The organism is Bradyrhizobium sp. (genome assembly GCF_019242285.1).
GTDB lineage: Bacteria > Pseudomonadota > Alphaproteobacteria > Rhizobiales > Xanthobacteraceae > Bradyrhizobium.
The window spans coordinates 1-18,013 of the sequence record NZ_JAFAVV010000474.1 but is presented as its reverse complement, the minus strand read 5'-3'; the positions used below and the strand labels follow the sequence as shown (position 1 = coordinate 18,013).

General features: G+C 64.9%; 17 protein-coding genes and 1 pseudogene. 8 read left to right on the top strand and 10 right to left on the bottom strand.

From position 1 onward, the window contains the following. From JOY90_RS18755 to JOY90_RS18735, 5 genes are all read right to left on the bottom strand, one after another. Positions 1 to 765: acyl-CoA dehydrogenase family protein (locus JOY90_RS18755; RefSeq protein WP_291692605.1), on the bottom strand; the 765-nt coding region annotated here is incomplete at its 3' end. Between the two features lie 136 nt (positions 766 to 901). Next, positions 902 to 2,776, bottom strand: coding sequence for an AMP-binding protein (locus tag JOY90_RS18750; protein ID WP_291692604.1), 1,875 nt, complete (start codon positions 2,774 to 2,776; stop codon positions 902 to 904). A gap of 51 nt (positions 2,777 to 2,827) precedes the next feature. After that, positions 2,828 to 3,637, bottom strand: coding sequence for an enoyl-CoA hydratase-related protein (locus JOY90_RS18745; RefSeq protein ID WP_291692603.1), 810 nt, complete (start codon positions 3,635 to 3,637; stop codon positions 2,828 to 2,830). A gap of 205 nt (positions 3,638 to 3,842) precedes the next feature. Further along, entirely contained in the window at positions 3,843 to 4,601 is a 759-nt protein-coding gene (locus tag JOY90_RS18740) for an SDR family NAD(P)-dependent oxidoreductase (protein ID WP_291692602.1), read from the bottom strand. Positions 4,602 to 4,660: 59 nt separating this feature from the next. After that, positions 4,661 to 5,308 (bottom strand): TetR family transcriptional regulator, encoded by a 648-nt coding sequence (locus JOY90_RS18735; protein ID WP_291692601.1) that lies wholly within the window; start codon positions 5,306 to 5,308, stop codon positions 4,661 to 4,663. Between the two features lie 153 nt (positions 5,309 to 5,461). On the opposite strand from JOY90_RS18735, the gene JOY90_RS18730 reads away from it, so the two are divergent. Beyond that, the gene (locus JOY90_RS18730) at positions 5,462 to 6,634 is read left to right on the top strand and encodes an acetyl-CoA C-acetyltransferase (protein ID WP_291692600.1); all 1,173 of its coding nucleotides are present in this window, start codon (positions 5,462 to 5,464) and stop codon (positions 6,632 to 6,634) included. A gap of 134 nt (positions 6,635 to 6,768) precedes the next feature. Next, the gene (locus JOY90_RS18725; RefSeq protein WP_291692599.1) at positions 6,769 to 8,316 is read left to right on the top strand and encodes an acyl-CoA synthetase; all 1,548 of its coding nucleotides are present in this window, start codon (positions 6,769 to 6,771) and stop codon (positions 8,314 to 8,316) included. Positions 8,317 to 8,498: 182 nt separating this feature from the next. On the opposite strand, the gene JOY90_RS18720 is transcribed toward JOY90_RS18725, so the two are convergent. Further along, entirely contained in the window at positions 8,499 to 9,269 is a 771-nt protein-coding gene (locus tag JOY90_RS18720) for a tetratricopeptide repeat protein (protein WP_291692598.1), read from the bottom strand. A 99-nt stretch (positions 9,270 to 9,368) separates the two neighbouring features. On the opposite strand from JOY90_RS18720, the gene JOY90_RS18715 reads away from it, so the two are divergent. Both JOY90_RS18715 and JOY90_RS18710 read left to right on the top strand, forming a co-directional pair. Continuing rightward, positions 9,369 to 10,925, top strand: a complete 1,557-nt coding sequence (locus JOY90_RS18715; protein WP_291692597.1) for a sodium:proton antiporter — start codon at positions 9,369 to 9,371, stop codon at positions 10,923 to 10,925. 85 nt (positions 10,926 to 11,010) lie between these two features. Next, on the top strand, positions 11,011 to 11,781 hold the full coding sequence (locus tag JOY90_RS18710) for a hypothetical protein (protein WP_291692596.1): 771 nt from the start codon (positions 11,011 to 11,013) through the stop codon (positions 11,779 to 11,781). Between the two features lie 24 nt (positions 11,782 to 11,805). Here the strand turns inward: JOY90_RS18710 and JOY90_RS18705 are convergent, their stop codons facing one another. Continuing rightward, positions 11,806 to 12,606: an SDR family NAD(P)-dependent oxidoreductase gene (locus JOY90_RS18705; protein WP_291692595.1), complete on the bottom strand. Its 801-nt coding sequence runs from the start codon at positions 12,604 to 12,606 to the stop codon at positions 11,806 to 11,808. Positions 12,607 to 12,659: 53 nt separating this feature from the next. Continuing rightward, positions 12,660 to 13,142 carry a hypothetical protein gene (locus tag JOY90_RS18700; protein ID WP_291692594.1) on the bottom strand — a complete coding sequence of 161 codons (483 nt, stop codon included), beginning with the start codon at positions 13,140 to 13,142 and terminating at the stop codon, positions 12,660 to 12,662. Between the two features lie 184 nt (positions 13,143 to 13,326). On the opposite strand from JOY90_RS18700, the gene JOY90_RS18695 reads away from it, so the two are divergent. Beyond that, positions 13,327 to 13,629, top strand: coding sequence for a hypothetical protein (locus JOY90_RS18695; protein WP_291692593.1), 303 nt, complete (start codon positions 13,327 to 13,329; stop codon positions 13,627 to 13,629). A gap of 119 nt (positions 13,630 to 13,748) precedes the next feature. Here JOY90_RS18695 and JOY90_RS18690 read toward each other — a convergent pair whose 3' ends face one another. Further along, positions 13,749 to 14,936, bottom strand: a complete 1,188-nt coding sequence (locus JOY90_RS18690) for a hypothetical protein (RefSeq protein WP_291692592.1) — start codon at positions 14,934 to 14,936, stop codon at positions 13,749 to 13,751. 25 nt (positions 14,937 to 14,961) lie between these two features. Next, positions 14,962 to 15,609 carry a CoA pyrophosphatase gene (locus JOY90_RS18685; protein WP_291692591.1) on the bottom strand — a complete coding sequence of 216 codons (648 nt, stop codon included), beginning with the start codon at positions 15,607 to 15,609 and terminating at the stop codon, positions 14,962 to 14,964. Between the two features lie 65 nt (positions 15,610 to 15,674). On the opposite strand from JOY90_RS18685, the gene JOY90_RS18680 reads away from it, so the two are divergent. The 3 genes and pseudogenes from JOY90_RS18680 (at position 15,675) to JOY90_RS18670 (ending at position 17,660) form a co-directional block, all read left to right on the top strand. After that, positions 15,675 to 16,100: a PaaI family thioesterase gene (locus JOY90_RS18680; protein ID WP_291692590.1), complete on the top strand. Its 426-nt coding sequence runs from the start codon at positions 15,675 to 15,677 to the stop codon at positions 16,098 to 16,100. Between the two features lie 405 nt (positions 16,101 to 16,505). Next, positions 16,506 to 17,140 (top strand): annotated as a pseudogene (locus JOY90_RS18675) (tyrosine-type recombinase/integrase). A 130-nt stretch (positions 17,141 to 17,270) separates the two neighbouring features. Then, positions 17,271 to 17,660, top strand: coding sequence for a VOC family protein (locus JOY90_RS18670; RefSeq protein WP_291692589.1), 390 nt, complete (start codon positions 17,271 to 17,273; stop codon positions 17,658 to 17,660). The last annotated feature ends 353 nt before the right edge of the window (positions 17,661 to 18,013 follow it).

The following is an 18,013-nucleotide window of genomic DNA, read 5'->3' as shown; positions in this document are numbered from 1 at the left end:
GTAGTCGCGGCCCATCTCCAGTGCGCGGTCGGCGCCGCCGACCTGCTCGAACGCTACCAGCACCGCGGCGCGGTCGAGCACCCGGGTGAGGATGCTCCAGCCCTCGTCGGCACGGCCGAGCGGCTCGGCCTTGACGTTTCTGAACGTCACCTCGGCCTGGCCGCGGGTCGGATCGACATTGGTGAGATCCTTGGGCTCGACGCCCTCGCTCTTCATGTCGACCAGGAACAGCGCGATGTCGGTCTCGCGCCCGCTCGATCCGGTCCGCGCTGCAACGATGGCGAAATCGGCGATCGCACCGTCCGGCACCGGCTTCTTGACGCCGCTCAGCGTGCCGCCGCCGGCGGTGAGCTTGATCGCTTCCGGCGACGGATTGCCCTTGCCCTCGAACAGCGCCAGCGTGCCGATCGCCTCGCCCTTGGCGATCAGCGGCAGCCATTTCTGCTTCTGCGCCTCGGTGCCGGCGAGCAGCAGCGCCTCGGCCGCGAGATAGACCGTGGAGGAGAACGGCACCGGCGCCAGCGCCCTGCCCATCTCCTCCGCGACCACGCAGAGCTCGAGATGGCCGGCACCGGCGCCGCCATATTCTTCGGGGATCGCGACACCGAGGAAACCCAGCTCGGCGAGCCCCTTCCACAACTCCTTGTCATAGGGCGACTTGCCGTCGAGCACAGTGCGCACCGCTTTCGGCGGACACTTCTCGGCAAGGAACTTTCGCGCCTGATCGCGGAGCTGCTTCTGGTCGTCGGAGAAATCGAAGTTCATGGCGTCACCTCATATTCGATGTCATTCCGGGGCGCACGCAGCGCGAGCCCAGAATCCATACTCCCGATGGTGGTCATGGATTCCGGGTCTGGCCGTTCGGGCCATCCCGGAATGACCGTGTAGAGAGAGTTGGTGCTCATCGCAGCACGATCACGTCTTCGGCCGGCCGTTCGGCATAGAGCCGTTCCACCAGCGCGGCGCGGCGCTCGAGGCCCGCGCGCTGGTTGATGTAGCCCTTGTCGGTCAATTCATTGCCGTCGATCGAGGGCGGCTCGACCATCAGCATCGCCCGCGCGATCCGCAGGCTGCTCGCGCCTTCGGCGGCCGCATTATGCGCCTCCAGGCCACGCTTGACGCAGGCGATCACGGCGGGATGCTTGACGACTTCTTCGAACGACGCGTCGGGATTGCCGACGAGCTGCCGGCAGGCGTGCAGGTTCGGCCACGCCAACAGCCCGACATAGGGGCGATCCTGGCCGGTGACCAATGCATCCTGGATCACCGGCGAGGCGGCCGCGATCGCATCGGTGCGGAGCGAGCCAACATGCACGAAGGTGCCGGTGAAAAGCTTGAAGTCCTCGACCACGCGGCCGGCGAAGATGATGCCGGCCACCGGGTCCTCGGGGTCGACGAACACGCCGGCATCGCCGATGCAATAAAATCCTTCCTCGTCGAAGGCGGCCGCGGTCAGATCGGGCCGACCGAGATAGCCGGGCGTGACATTGACGCCGCGCAGCCTGAGCTCATATTTCGAGCCGCACGGCACCATCTTCAATTCGACGCCGGGAAACGGCAGCCCGATCAGGCCGACGCGCTCGGTGTCCCAATAGGTGCTGGTCGCGGTCGGCCCGGTCTCGGTCGAGCCCCAGCCGGTGTAGAACACGATGCGCTCGCCGGTGGCGCGCACGGCGAGCGCCTGCATGCGGTCATAGAGATCGTCCGGCAGCCGCGCGCCGCCATAGCCCATCAGGGTCAGGTTCTTGAAGAAGCCGCGCGCAAGCGCATCGTCCTTCTCCATCGCGGCGGCGAGCGCGGCATAGCCCACCGGCACGTTGGCGTAGTAGGTCGGCGAGATTTCGCGCAGGTTCCGGATGGTCTCGTCGAACTGGCCGGGGACGGGGCGGCCGTCATCGATGTAGAGCGTGCCGCCGTCGATCAGCGCCGGATTGAACAGCGCGTTGCCGCCCATGGTGTGATTCCAGGGCATCCAGTCGAGCAGGATCGGCACCGGCGTGTCCGGACCGCGCAGGCGGACCTGCATCATCATCGCCGCATTGGCGCACATCATGCCTTGGGTATTGATGACGGCCTTCGGCATGCCGGTCGAGCCGGAGGTGAACAAGAGCTTGCCGATGGTGTCGGGCGTGATCTGCGCGATCGAGGCCTCGACCTCCTTGGTCACCGGCGTCGCCGCGAGATCGGCGAAGGCGATGCTCTGAATGCCCTCGCAGGGACGGGCGACGTGAACCACGGTGACGCCCTCGAGATCGAGCGCGGCGAGCGCTTTCGCGAAAGCCGGGCCATCCTGCACCATCACCAGCTTCGGCTTGATCAGGCCGAACAGGTATTTCAGCTTGACGTGGTCGTGGCTCATCAGCGAGTAGGCCGGCGACACCGGCGCGGCCGGCAGGCGCGCCTGCATCGCCGCCTGCGTCATCAGCGCGTGCTCGATCGAATTGCCGGACAGGATCGCGACCGGGCTCTCGGGCGGAAGGCCGCGGTCGAGCAGGCTCTGCGTCAGCGCGTCGACGATGCGCTTGGCCTCGCCATAGGACATCCTTCGCCATTGGCGGTCGGCGCCGGCACGCTGCGCGAGCCAGGTGCGCTCGGGCGCTTCGCTTGCCCATTTCGCCAGCGCTGCCGGGATGTGCCACTCATAGGCCTGCAACGGAATCCGCGACTTCAGGACGACGACGCCATCATCCCGCCGCTCCACCGCGATGTCGCGCGGCAGCCAGTCGATTTTGCGAAAGGCCGGCTGCTGAAGCACCGCCGCGGCATTTCCACTCATAATTGCCCACTCATAATTGCGTCTCCCGAAATATCGGCCATGTGCGGGCTCTCATTGTCTCCTGGTATAGACCGGCTTGCGCTTTTCGAGAAAGGCCTTGATGCCCTCAGCGAAATCTTCCGAGCGGCTGCACAGGATCTGGTTGCGATCCTCGATCGCGATCGCGGCTTCGAGCGACCCAGCATCGACGCTCATGTTCAGGCATTCCTTGGACAACCGTAAGCCCACCGGCGAGGCCGTCATCATCGCGTCCACATAGGGCTCGGCCGCGGCGTCGAGCCCATCCTCCTCGACCACGTCGGAGACCAGCCCGACGGCGAACGCGCGCTCGGCCCCGATGAAGCGGCCGGTGAGGATCAGTTCCGACGCGACGGAGACGCCGACCAAGCGCGGCAGGAAGTAGCTGGTGCCGATGTCGCAGCCGCCGAGACCCAGCTTGATGAAGGCGCAGTTCATCCGCGCCGATTTGGTCGCGATGCGGATGTCGGCGGCGAGCGCCAGCGCAAAACCACCGCCAGCGGCCGCGCCCTGCATCAGCGCCAGGATCGGCTGCGGACAGCGCCGCATCAGCATCACGATGTCGGCGATGCGGCGCTGCGAGTCCAGGGAGTCGGCGACCCCGGGCGGCTCCTGCTGGCCGGCGTAACGTTTCATCGCCTGCTTCAGATCCAGGCCGGCGCAGAAGTTCTTGCCCGCGCCCTTCAGCACCACGACGCGCGTGGCGCGGTTGCGCTGCAGGCCCTGGAAGTAATTGTTGAGCGCGTCGATCAGCGCGGAATCGAGCGCGTTGAGGCTCTCCGGACGATTGAGCGTCACGCGGTCGACGCCGTCGTCATGTTCGATCAGCAGCGGTTGGGTCACGTCTTGCTCCTTGCGCTCGCAACAAATGCGGTGCCAGTTGCCGCGCCCTCTCCCCTTGTGAGAGGGCATGTACGCTGCGAGTTGCGGACTCACTCGGGTGAGGGGTCGCCCGCGGAGAGAACCCCTCATCCGGCGCTTCGCGCCACCTTCTCCCACATCCGCCTTCGCCAGCGCTTCGGCGGACAAGAGGGGAGAAGGAAGACGCCTACCGCGGCGCCATGCGGATGGCGCCGTCGAGGCGGATGGTCTCGCCATTGAGCATCGCGTTCTCGACGATGTGCACCGCGAGCGCGCCGTATTCGGCGGCGTCGCCAAGCCGCGACGGGTGCGGCACCTGGGCGCCGAGGCTCTTGCGCGCCTCTTCGTTCAGACCCATCAAAAGCGGCGTGAAGAACAGGCCCGGCGCGATGGTGTTGACCCGGATCTTCTGGCTCGCAAGATCGCGCGCCGCCGGCAGCGTCAGGCCGACCACGCCGCCCTTCGAGGCCGAATAGGCGATCTGGCCGATCTGGCCCTCATAGGCCGCGACGCTCGCGGTGTTGATGATGGCACCGCGTTCCTCGCCGATCGGCTCGGCGGTCACCAGCCGCTCGGCGAACAGCCGCAGGCAGTTGAAGGTGCCGATCAGGTTGACGTTGATGATGCGGGCGAACTTCGCCAACGGATAGACACCGTCGCGGCCGACGATGCGTTGCGAGCCGCCGATGCCGGCGCAGTTCATCAGCACGCGCGCGATGCCGTGCGCGCCTTCGGCCTTGGCGATCGCGGCCTTGACCTCGTCCTCGCTGGTGACATCGGCATGCAGGGCTATGCCCTTCACCTCGGCCGCCACCTTCTCGGCATTCTCCATGTTCTGGTCGAGCACGCCGATCTTGGCGCCCTTCGCAGCCATGGCGCGGGCGGTCGCGGCGCCGAGGCCGGAGCCGCCGCCGGTGATGAGAACGGCGATGTCGTTGAGTTGCATGTGTGGGCTCCTCCTTTGTTGGCGAATACGAAGCGCGAATAGCGAGCAGAAAAGAAAAACTATTCGCCATTCGCTTCCTTCACCATTCCGCTGCAGACCAGCGCTTCCATGTGCTTGATGTAGTCCCGGCAGATCTGGTCGGTGATCGGGCCGACGCCGATGGCGCGCGACATCGCCGGCCGGCCGAAGAACAGATGATCGCAGGCGCCGATCAGGCTGGTGTAGAAGAACACCGGATCGATCCTGCGGAATTCGCCGGCCCTGGTGCCTTCGGCCAGCAGCCGGCGATGAAAATCGACGAGCGGCGCCACGAAGAATTTGGACACTTCGTCGGCCGCCTCCGCGCTGCTCTCGTGCAGCAAATAATGGATCAGCCGGTTCATGTAGGGAAAGCGGCGATAGGCGCGGATGATGCCGCCGATATGCAGTCTCAGCTTCTCGGTCGGCGTGATCGGCTGCGCCAGGAGATATTCCAGATTCGACATCTCGGTCGCGGCGTCGCGCGCGAGCAGCGCCAGCAACAGGCCGTCCTTGTTGCCGAAATGGTATTTGACCAGCGCGGCGTTGACGCCGGACTTCTGCGCGATGTCGCTCAGGGACACCTCGATCGAGGAGCGCTCGATCATCAGTTCGCTCGCCGCGACCAGGAGTTTTTCGGCGGTGGAGTTCCTCGCCGTCTGCAGCCGGTTGGCGACGCTGGTATTCAAAGGCGGTTCCGTCCCTGTTCGGCAATGATTTTCAGCCAGATAAGCCGAAGCCGCGTCGCACCTCAAGAGTTAATTGATTGATTGACTAAATCCTCGGCCATCTCTTAAATCGGTCCAATCCTTCAAACGCGAAGAACGACAGGGAGATCAGGAATGGCCGAGGCTTACATCGTCGCCGCCGCCCGCACCGCCGGCGGCCGCAAGGGAGGGCGTCTCACCGGCTGGCATCCGGCCGATCTCGCGGCCAAGGTGCTGGATGCGCTGGTGGAGCGCTCCGGCGCCGTACCCGACCAGATCGAGGACGTGATCATGGGCTGCGTGATGCAGGCCGGCGAGCAGTCCAACAACATCGCGCGCAACGCCATCATGGCTTCCAGGCTGCCGGAGAGCGTGCCGGGCACCTCGGTCGACCGGCAGTGCGGCTCGTCGCAGCAGGCGCTGCATTTCGCGGCGCAGGCGGTGATGTCGGGCGCGATGGACGTCGTGATCGCCGCCGGCGTGGAATCGATGACGCGGGTGCCGATGGGAATCGCCTCCTCGCTGCCGGCCAAGAACGGCTTTGGCCATTACAAGAGCCCGGGTATCGAGCAGCGCTATCCGAACATCATGTTCAGCCAGTTCACGGGCGCGGAGATGATGGCCGAAAAATACGGCCTCAGCAAAGACACGCTGGATGAATATTCCTACAACAGCCATCAGCGCGCGATCGCGGCGACCCAGGCCGGTCGCTTCAAGGACGAGATCGTGCCGGTCGAGATCACCCGCGCCGACGGCTCGACCGACACCCACACCGTCGACGAAGGCATCCGCTTCGACGTCAGCCTCGACGGCATCAAGGGCGTGAAGCTGATCGCCGAGAACGGCAAATTGACCGCTGCCAGCGCCAGCCAGATCTGCGACGGCGCCTCCGGCGTCATGGTGGTCAACGAGAAGGGGTTGAAGCAACTCGGCGCCACGCCGATCGCGCGCATCCATCACATGACCATGATGGGCGGCGACCCCGTGATCATGCTCGATGCGCCGCTGCACGCCACCGAGCGCGCGCTGAAGAAGGCCGGGATGTCGATCGACGACATCGACCTGTTCGAGGTCAACGAGTCCTTCGCCTCGGTGCCGACCGCGTGGCTGAAGACCACCGGCGCCGATCCGGCACGGCTCAACGTCAATGGCGGCGCGATTGCGCTTGGCCATCCGCTCGGTGGCTCCGGCACCAAGCTGATGACGACGCTCGTCAACGCGCTCAAGCAGCGCGGCAAGCGCTACGGCCTGCAGACCATGTGCGAGGGCGGCGGCATGGCCAATGTGACGATCGTCGAGAGATTGTGACATCGGTAACGTCAATCTCCTTGAAGGGCATGGGCCGAGCAGCGAGGAGGCGGCGGGTGAAAATATCCTTCACCCGCCGTTGAGCCCATTATCGGCATGCTATCGTCAGCAAGAAGATCGCCGAGAAGATCGCAATGACCCATCCCTCAGTTCACGCCCGCGCCAACCCGGACAAGATCGCCTACCAGATGGCCGGCACGGGCAAGGCGATCACCTATCGCCAGCTCGATGAGCTCTCGAACCAGGGCGCGCATCTGTTCCGCGCGCTGGGGCTCAAGGCAGGCGATCACATCGCGCTGTTGATGGAGAACCGGCTCGCCTTCATGGAGATATGCTGGGCCGCGCAGCGCAGCGGACTGTATTACACCGCGATCAGCCGCTACCTCACGCAGGACGAGATCTCCTACATCGTCAAGGACTGCGGCGCCAAGGTGTTCATAACCTCCCCGACATGCGCCGGGCAGGTCAGCGCCCTCGCCAGCGGCGCGCCGGACGGCCCGCAGCTCTTCATGGTCGATGAGCCGATTGCAGGCTTCCGCTCGTGGGATCAGGAAGCCATCGTGCAACCGGTGTCGCCGATCGCGGACGAAGTTGCGGGCTATGACATGCTGTATTCGTCCGGAACCACCGGACGGCCGAAGGGCGTCAAGAAGAAATTCGGGAACCAGCCGATCGACTGGCCCAATCCCTTCATGCTGGTTCTCTGCGCCGACATGTGCCGGATGGGCGACAACACCATCTACCTGTCGCCGGCGCCGCTCTATCACGCGGCTCCGCTCCGGTTCAACATGACCGCGATCATCCTCGGCGGCACCTCGATCATCATGGAGCATTTCGACGCCGAGGGCTTTCTCGAGCTGCTCGAGAAACACAAGGCGACGCATGCGCAACTGGTGCCGACCATGTTCGTGCGCATGCTGAAGCTGCCGGAAGAGGTGCGCAAGCGCTACGACGTCTCGTCGCTGAAGGGCGCGATCCACGCCGCGGCGCCCTGCCCGGTCGACGTCAAGGCCGGGATGATCGATTGGTGGGGGCCGATCCTGATCGAATATTACGCCGGCTCCGAGGGCAACGGCGTCACCGTCTGCACCTCGCAACAATGGCTCGATCACCGCGGCTCGGTCGGCCGCGCGGTGGTCGGCAAGGTCAAGATCGTCGGCGAGGACGACCGGGAATTGCCGCCGGGTGAAATCGGCATGGTGTACTTCGCCGACGGTGCGGAGTTCTCCTACCATAACGATCCGGAGAAGACGAAGGGTGCCCACAATGCCAAGGGCTGGTCGACGCTCGGCGACGTCGGCTATCTCGACGCCGACGGTTTCCTCCATCTCACCGACCGCAAGTCCTACATGATCATCTCCGGCGGAGTGAACATCTATCCGCAGGAGACCGAGGACGTGCTGATCACCCACCCCGAGGTCGCCGACGTCGCGGTGTTTGGCGTGCCGAACGAGGAGATGGGCGAGGAGGTCAAGGCCGTGGTGCAGCCGCACGACATGGCCCGCGCCGGCAAGGCGCTGGAGACCGAGCTGATCGCCTTCTGCCGCAAGCACCTGTCGCCGATCAAATGCCCGCGCTCGATCGACTTCGAGGCGGAATTGCCGCGCACGCCGACGGGCAAGCTGGTGAAGCGGCACCTGCGCGACCGCTATTGGCCGAAGACGAAGGCGGGGAGCTCGTAGGTGGGCTAAGCGGCCGCTTGCGCAGAAGCCGACCACGCAAAGGCAGAAGCGTGCCCGCCATTTTGGAACCGTGCCGTTGAGACAATGGTGGGCACAGCGCTTGCGCGCTTTAGCCCGCCCTACGCGGCTGCGAGCTATGGCGGACGCGGTCGCGCCTTGGCCCACCCTACCCCACATGCACATCACCGCTTCTCGATCGAGAGCAGGTGGTCGAGGCGTGAGCGCATGTCCTTCTGCAGGTCGTAGTCGGCGCGGCCGAAGGCGGTGCTGCGATGAGCAAGGAACGCGTCCTGCTCGCGCTGCAGAGCGCGGCCGGTGCGCGCATCGTCCGCGGTCGCCGCCCGCACCACCCTGGTGTTGACCGCATTGATCTCGCGGTCGAGATTGGCAAGCTCCGGATCGGCGCAGATCGCCTTCTCGACCGGCCGCTTCGCGGCCGCGCAATCGAAGCTCGGCTTGCCGTAGACTGCCATCATCGCGCCCAGCCGCTCCAGCTCCAGCGCCAATGCCCTGTGGTTGTCCCGCGCGGCCGGGTGATTGGGGTTGAGCCTGACCGCGGCGCCGAAATCCGCCAGCGCCTTGCGCCGGTCGCCCTTCTTCCATTCGAGCTCGCCGCGCGTGTTGAACACGTCGGCGAGCGTGGGATCGAGCCGCAAGGCGGCATCGTAATCGGCGATGGCACGATCGGTCTCGCCTCTGCGCACGAGCACCGGCGCGCGCGCCAGGAGCGCCTTGAGACGATCGGCGCTCGCCGTCTTCTCATTGTCGATCAGGGCGCCGCACGCTGCGACGATCCGCTCATCGTCATTGGCGGAACTCGCCGCTGCACAGGGCGTGGGATCGACCGGAGGCTCCCTGGACGGCTCGGTGCCGGTGGCCCGCGCGCCCTGCGGCGCAAGGAGAACACAGCAGGCCGCCAGCAGGGGACGAAGTCGTCTCAGACATTTTCGCATCGAAATTCCGGCAACCAAACGAAGATCGCAAGCATGGGGCTTCGGTGCTAGCCTAGCCGACCAGACGCCCTTGATACAGTTCCCGCCGTCCCAACTCTCATGACCTCCGGCCTGACGACATTCGAATGGACCATCGCGCTGCTGCTCGGCGCGGTTGTGCTCGCAGCGCTGGCGCGGCGGATCAAGGTACCTTACCCGACCTTCCTCGCGATCGGCGGCGTGCTGCTCGCCTTCGTGCCGCACGGGCCAGACTGGACGCTGGAGCCGAGCCTGGCGCTGGCGCTCTTTGTCGCACCGGTGCTGCTCGATGCCGCCTTCGACACCTCGCTCCGTGATCTCCGCAACAACTGGCTGCCGGTCTCGACCCTGGTGGTGCTCGCGGTCGGCGTCTCGACCGCCGTCGTCGCCCTGACGGCGCACGCGCTGGTGCCGGACATGCCATGGGCCGCCGCGATCGCGCTCGGCGCCATCGTGGCGCCGCCCGACGCCGCCGCAGCCACGGCGATCCTCCGCCAGGTCAAGCTGCCCTATCGCATCCTGAAAATCCTGGAAGGCGAGAGCCTGCTCAACGACGCGAGCGCGCTCCTGATCTACCGCGTCGCGGTGGGCGCCGCCGTGCTTCAGCATTTCGCATGGAGCCGCTTCGCGCCCTCGATCCTGCTCGCGCTGGGCGGCAGCCTGGTCGCAGGCTACCTGATGGCGAAGGTCTGGCTGCGGCTGACGCGGCACGTGAGCGATCCGCCGAGCGCGATCATCCTGCAATTTGCCGGCACCTTCGTGGTGTGGATCGCCGCCGAGCGCATCGGCCTGTCCGGCATTCTCACCGTCGTCGCCTTTGCCATCAGCATCGCCCGCACCGCGCCGGCGCGGATGCCGGCGCGGCTCCGCGTGCCTTCCTACGCGGTCTGGGAGACCGCGGTCTTCATCCTCAACGTGCTCGCCTTCATGCTGATCGGCATGCAGCTCCGCCCGATCTGGAGCGGGCTCGATGACGAGGTGCGGCTGCACTATGCGGAGATCGCGGCCACGATCGTCGCAGCCGTGATCCTCGCGCGCGTCGTCTGGGTGATGCTCTATGGCGTGGTCTTGCGGACGCTGGTCGCCTGGGAGCTGTACCAGCCGAGCCAGACCATGGCGGTGCCGACCCCGAAGGGCGGTATTGTCGTGGCCTGGTGCGGCATGCGCGGCATTGTGACGCTGGCAGCCGCCTTTGCCTTACCGGAAGGCTTTCCCTACCGCGACCTCATTCTGCTGACCGCCTGCTCGGTCGTGCTGGGCACGCTCGTGCTCCAAGGACTGACGCTGCGGCCCCTGATCCTGGCGCTCGATCTCAAGGATGACGATCCGGTGGCGGCCGAGGCCGCCCGCGCGCGCGGCGCCGCCTTTCGCGCGGCACTGGAGGAGATCGACGGCGATCCATCCGAGGAAGCCGAGCTGCTGCGGCTGGAATATCGCGCGCTGCTGGCGCAGGCCGAGGACAATCCGGACGGCGCCGTGACAAGGGGCGAACTGCCGGCCGATCCGCTGCGCCGCCGCGCCATCGGCGCCGCCCGGCGCGCCATCCTGGCCTTGCGGGAATCCGAGGAGATCGGCGACGACGCCTTCCATCAGCTCGAGGAGGAGCTCGACCGCGCCGAGCTCGGCGCGCATGGCTGAATGACGACGTTCCGGGAATCACGGCAATCGGGTTGCAGCCGTAACATTCGTTGAACCGGAGCGGCCGCGGGCAGACAGACCCTCCATGACCACCTTGACCGACGATTCTCGCGCACGCGGCGTCATTGCGTCCCCTGCGCGACACTTCTACTTCCACATGGCGCTGGCCTGCACGGCCACCGCCTTCCTCGGTTTCGTACCGACCTACTGGATGCCACTGGCGCGCGGATCGTTCTCCGCCTCGCCCGTGGTTCATTTTCACGGCCTGTTGTTCTTCGGCTGGACCCTGTATTTCGTGTTCCAGACCTGGCTCGCGGCATCCGGGCAGACGGCATGGCATCGCTCGCTCGGCATGCTCGGCGTGTCGATCGCAACCGCGATGACCATCTTCGGTTTCCTGGTCACGGTCGAGGTCATGAAGCAGTCCGCTGCGATCGGGATGAGCGAGCAAGGCATCGCCTTCGCGATCGTCCCGCTCAGCGGCATTGCGTTCTTCGCCGTCGTGTTCACCCTCGCGATCGCCAACATTCGCAGGCCGGAGATACACAAGCGGCTGATGCTGCTCGCTGGGATCTCGATTCTCGACGCCGCGGTGGCGCGCTGGTTTCTCACCTTCCTCGCCCCGCCCGGCGCACTCGGCCCGCCGCCGGTGACGGTGACGATCATGCCGGCGCTGGTCGCCTATCTCCTGCTCGTGGTCGCGATCGTCCACGACTGGCGCAGGCTCGGCCGTCCGCATCCGGTCTATGTCTATGGCGGCATCGCGCTGGTCGCGGTCAAGCTCCTGAACTGGCCGATCAGCCTGACGCTCGCTTGGCATGCACTCGCCGGTCGCATCCTCCACCTCGCGCAATAGCGCCCGACGCTCGATCTGCCGGGTTTACGCCCGGCAGGTCAGCCCGCCATCCACCACCAGCTCGATGCCGGTAATGTATTTCGCCTCGTCGGAGGCGAGGAACAGCGCGGCATTGGCGACGTCCCAGGCCGTGCCCATGTGGCCCATCGGCACCTGCGAGTCGCGCGCGCGCCACATCGCCTCCACGTCGCCATTGGCGTAGCTCGCGGCCAGCCCCGCGGAATGCTCGACCATCGGCGTCTTCATCAGCCCCGGCAGGATCGCATTGACGCGGACATAATCCGCCGCGAATTCCACCGCGGTGGTGCGCGTCATCTGGTTCATTGCGGCCTTGCTGGTGCCGTAGCTGACATAGGAGATGCCGACATGGCGGATCGAGGCGATCGACGAGATGTTGATGATCGAGCCGCCGCCCTGCTTCACCATGATGGGGATGACGTGCTTCATGGCGAGATAGGCGCTCTTGAGGTTGACCGCGAACACGCGGTCCCATTCCGCCTCCGTCACCTCGACCACGCTGCCCATCTCGGCGATGCCGACATTGTTGTCGAGCACGTCGATGCGGCCGAACGTCTTCAGGCACGCCGCCACCATCGCCTCGACCTCCGACGCCTTCGAGACATCGGCGGTGAACGCGACGGCCTGTCCGCCTTCACCCCTGATGAGACCGACGGTCTCTTCCGCGGCAGCGGCGTTGCGGTCGACGCAGAACACCCGCGCGCCCTCCCGGGCGAAGGTGACCGCGGTAGCCTTTCCGTTGCCCCAGCCCGGTCCGATCGAACCGGCCCCGACCACCATCGCCACCTTGCCCTTGAGCCGATCCATCACGTTCTTTCCCGTAGCCTATGCTTCGCAGCCGCCGAAACGCAGCGTCGCACCTACTGGAACGTCATGTCCAGGCACTTGGAAATGTCGGAGCCGAGCCCGGAGGAGATGATGATGCAGCCGCGGGCCTTCTGCTGGGTGGTGTCGGCGGCCCAGACCGAGTAGCCGCCGGTGCCGAAGAAGGAGTTGGTGTTCGGCGGCTCGGTCTCGGTGGCGTCGAAATCGTAGGTCGAGTCGGTCTCGAAGATGCGCGGCTTCTTGGTGCAGCCGCCGTCGGTGGTGACGTTGATCACCTCCTTGTTGTCGCGGGTCAGCGCCAGCGACACCTGGCAGCGGAAATATTCCGAGGTCTTGACGTTGAAGATGTAGGCGTAGGACTTGCAGGTGGCGGTGTTGAGCTTGCCGGCGGCGAGCCCGCGGCTGCAGGAAATGCGCTGGCTGTGGCTCAGTTTGAAGGCCTCGTCGGCCTGTGCGAATGAACTGAGCGTCAAGAGCGGCAGCACGACCGACAGACAGGTTTTCGTGACGAGGTTCATTCGAATCATCCCCATGACTGCTTTTGTCGAATTGGTTCTAGTCGGAAACCGGAAGATAGTCGCCGGATACGATGCGGGAAATCACAATGTCATCGCTGCCGCGAGAGCAGCGAGCGGAATGACCGGACCGCAACGTTCGTGATTTGTTCAAGGATGGCGCTTGGGGAATTGGGTGAGGATGATCATGATCAGAATATCAAAAGCAGCAGTTCTGGCAGCGGCCGCCTTCGGCGCGCTCGCCACCTCCGCATGGGCGGCCGAGGCGCCGACGCCGTGGGAGCTCAAGCCCGACACGGGCTATGCCTACGACAAGGAGGGCAAGACGTTCTCCTACAAGATGGGCACCAGCAATGCCGGGCTGCTGCTCAAGGGCGCCAAGAAGGTGCCGAAGGGCACCCTGTTCTTCATCGGCCAGAACGGGCAGCTCTACATGCGCAGCGGGCCTTATCTCGAAGGCGACGGCAGGTTCATGTTCGGCTCGAATTGAGCCTTGTTTCCGCTGGCACGGTGCACCCTCTCCCCTCGTGTCCGCCGAAGCCCTTGGGCGAAGGCGGATGTGGGAGAGGGTGCAGCGGAGCAAGCGATGAGGGCGATCGAGCAAGCCGCTCAGAACGCCGCCGCCAGCTCCTTCGCGCCGGGCTGCATCGCATTGGCGTCCATCCGCTGGTCGGTGATCGCGAGCAGTTTCGCCACCGTGTTGTAATGGCTCGCCACAGGGTTGCGCTCGTAGCCCGAGCGCTGGAAGAAGTTCGCGGTCGCCACCTGCTCGCGCATCGGCTGCGGCATCGTCACCATGTCGAGCCCGGTACCATCTCCGGTCAGGTTCATCATCTCGAGCTCGGCCGCAGTCAACGGACGCGCAAATCCGCGCTCGCGGGCGAACTGCACCGAGGTGAGCAGCTTGTGGGTCTGCAGCATCGGACCGACGTCGATGTCGAGCACCATGGCATGCAGCGCCCAGCCCTTCGGCGTGTCGCCGATCTTCTCGTGCTCCGACCAGTCGTCCGGCACCGAGCGCGCCATCGCCACCATTTTCTGGAGGACCGCGATCTTCTGATCCATGGTCCTGCGCGCCGCGCCCGACAGGTTCACCGCCCGCTGGCTCAGGATCCTGACAAAACCCTCGCCCTGCTCGGCGAGGAGCTCGACCGAGTTGGTGGTGAGAAGCTGGTTGTAGCCGACCGCGGTCGAGATCGCGTGGGTGCCGTGGAAGCCGGACTGCGAGGCATGGGTGCCGTTGCCGCCGGTCTCGAACGCGTAGACCCGCACCGCCTGCTGCCGCGTCAGGCCGGCCGACAGCGCAAACCGCGCATAGGCGCGCTTGAAATCGATGTCGTTGACCGGCCGCTCCGGCGCCCATTGGTAGTACTCGGCGGCGGCCTTCAGCAGATCGGTCACGACCGGGACGTATTTCTGATCGCGCGGACGCTCCGGCGGCTGCGGCTCCGTTTCAGGCGCCGGATTCACCGGCCGCTTCGGCCCGACATAGACCGGCGGCTGGGTCAGGACGTAATCGTCGAGCGTCGTCGCCTCATGCGCGCGGCGCTTGGCGTTGCGGCCGCGCCGCTTCTCGACGATGGAAGCCCAATAGGTATCAGCCTCGGCGTAATAGGCCGCGCGCGCCTCCTGATAGACCTTGAGCTTGCGCCGATACTCCGCGATCACATCCGGCGGAACCGCCTGCGCCGCCGGCGACGACAATTTGGGGAATTCGAAGGCGACCGCGCCCGGCGCGGTGAGCGCCAGCGACAGCGCAAGAATGGTCGGGATCGGGCGAATCGATTCGAGGGGCATTCGCCCGTTGTAGCCAAAACTGCGACTACTTCCAGGCAAACACCGGCTGCTCCAGCTCGGCAACGCGGGTGTCGCGCCCGGCCAACACCTCGCGGAACTGGTAGATCATCGCCGCGGTCGGCGCATGGATCAGGCGGCCCTCGAAATGAAAGCGGATCACCCGCCGCGTACTCTCCGGGATCAGCGTGAAGTCGAAGGCGTCGTCGCGCTCGACGGTCGCAAGCCGGACCGGATGCACGGAGGCGACCTCCTGCGGATTGGGCGTGACCCGCCCGCCGCCCTCGGCCCAGACCACGACCGGGGTGACCAGGTAGCCCGAGCGGGTCGGATAATCGTCGAGCAGGCCGAGCACGGCGTCGGCGGCGACTTTCAGCCCGAGCTCCTCCTCGAGCTCACGCAGCGCCGCCTCGGCAGGAGTCTCGCCAGGGTCGCAGCGCCCGCCCGGCAGCGCCCATTGCGCGCGATGCGAACGCAGGCCCGCGGCACGACGGGTCAACAGCAGCGCGGTCTCGTCGCCGCCGTCGCCGGTATCGGTCAAGGCAATGGCGACCGCTGCGCGTTTCAGGCCAGGCGCCGAACCTTCCGGGGCCAAGCCTTCCGGAGCCAAGCGCGTGAACGCGGCACAGCGCTCGGCGATATTCCGCCGCGTGGCATCATTGAACGGCCTCATCATGCTTGACTACACCAAGCCGGGCCTCGATGAAAAGGCAACGATATCGCGACATGGACGCCCTTGGCATGACGAGCAGGACCGCCGCCGCAAGATTGAAAGCCGACGGCTGGCACATCGTGGAGACGACCGGATTCATCCACCTGATCGGACCATTGTGGCAGCGCCTGGTGGATGGCGACCCTGAATTTGCGCTGATCGCCGAGGACAAGCATCACAACCGCCGCGGCCTCGTGCAGGGCGGCGTGACGATGACGTTTGCCGACCGGACCTGCGGCATAACTGCGCGTCACGTTTCAGGCAGGACGACCATGGCAACGATCCAGCTCGACGTGCACTTCGTCGAGTCCGGCAAGATCGGCGAGGTCCTGGTTTCCAGGCCGCGCGTGGTGCGCACGACGCGCAGCCTGGTCTTCGTCGGCACCGAGGTGACCGTGGACAAGCGCGTCATCGCGATCGCAAGCGGCGTTTTCAAGATATTGAAGAGCGAGTGACCACACGCGCCGTCATCGCAAGGAGCGCCAGCGACGAAGCAATCCACCTTTCCCCGGGGGCGAGGCATCGATTGCTTCGCGGAGCCTATGCCTGATGTCACCACGCTTGCCGAGCCCCACGGCGCGCGCTCAAGCCATCTTAAGAGCTCGTGATAGTGCGACGTTTCGGCACCTTACGGATTCGCGAGCCCTTCGGAAACTTCCGCCTTCGGGGGACAGCAAACGCGGCACGCCTGCTTTCAGTTCGTGCCGGGTAGCGAACTCAGCCCGAAGCTGACATTGGTTGGCTGCTGGCATCAGGCACATCAAAGTCCATAACTCTGGCGCAATCCGGCAGCCGGGCCCAGTTCCAACGCGTTAGCCAACGGCCCATGCTCTTCGGTCTCTTTAACCAAGGAGCATGACATGCAAGATCAAGAGAGTGGTACGCCGACGATCCGCAAGCGAGTGCCTTGGAATAAGGGCAAGCTGACCGGAGCAAAGCCTCCGCTGCGGCCTAAACATGTTTGGTCAATCCGAACGAAGCTTCAAATTGAAGGTCGCGTCCGAGACCTTGCCATGTTCAATCTTGCCATCGACAGCAAGCTTCGTGGCTGCGATGTCGTGGCGATCACAGTCGACGATATCGCCGCGGGCGGATACACTGCGGATCGCGCAACTGTACGCCAGAAAAAAACGGTCGACCGGTCCGATTTGAATTGAGCGAACAGACTCGCCAATCGGTCGATGACTATCTGAAGGCCGCCAACAAGAAGCCCGGCGAGTTCTTGTTTACAGGCCGTGCCGGTCCCCACAAAAGTATCACCACACGCCAATATGCGCGCCTCGTATCGGATTGGATCGGTAGCGTCGGGTTGGATCCAAGGCTGCACGGGACGCATTCACTGCGACGTACCAAAGCTACTCTCATCTACCGGCGCACCGGAAATCTCAGGGCCGTCCAGCTGCTGCTCGGGCACACGAAGATCGAAAGCACCGTCAGATATCTGGGCATCGAGGTAGATGACGCCCTCGCGATAGCGGAACAAGTTGACGTCTGAGTGCCCGGGCGGAGCGGCCATGCTCCGCCCGACCTCCGACCTCCGGCTCGGCCAAATTGCAGACGTCAAGCTCGCGGCCTTTCTCGGATATATTCAACCTCATGGGGACGTAAACGCATAGGATCGACGCATGACACATCCGGGATTGATTGGCGCAGTGCTCTATGCAAAGGACCTTGGCCGTCTCGTGCAATTCTACTTCACAGTCATAGGCGTTAAGCCCCCGACGATCGAAAAGGGATTTGTTGTTCTTGGTTTGAAACCGTCGCAATTCGTCATTTTATCGATACCAAAACGCATCGCTGAATCGATCGACATCGCCACACCCCCAGAGCTGCGCGAAGATACTCCGATCAAACTCGCATTTGCTGTCGAGGACATTGCGCGCGCGAGAGATAGGGCGGCAGGGCTAGGCGGAGCCATCAATACCGCGAAGCGTGAGTGGGAATTCGAAGGCGCGAAGGTTTGCGACGGTCATGATCCCGAAGGGAACGTATTCCAAGTCAGGCAGATTAGTTGATTTTACCGTTCGGTGGGGAGCGAGGTCGGCACAGATCTGACATGCGACCGGCATGTCTTAGTCGGCTCATCTCCCGGAAACCGGCACAGCGTTCTCAGCGAAGGTCGGCTGCGGGTCACGGGCTGAAATTCTCAGGCCGAGCAAATCTGGTCGGCACCACCTCGGACAGCCGACCTGGCGTAGCCTGACGGCTTTTCTCTGTCGGGCCAGAAGCGGCCAGCCAAATCTAGAAGGCCGACATGGACCAAGCCTCGCTAACGCGGCAAACGGGTGATGTTCTGTTGGAGGGTAAACTGTGATGTTGAACAGACGAGATGCGTTGAAGATTTCCGCAGGAGCAGTTTTTGCACCAG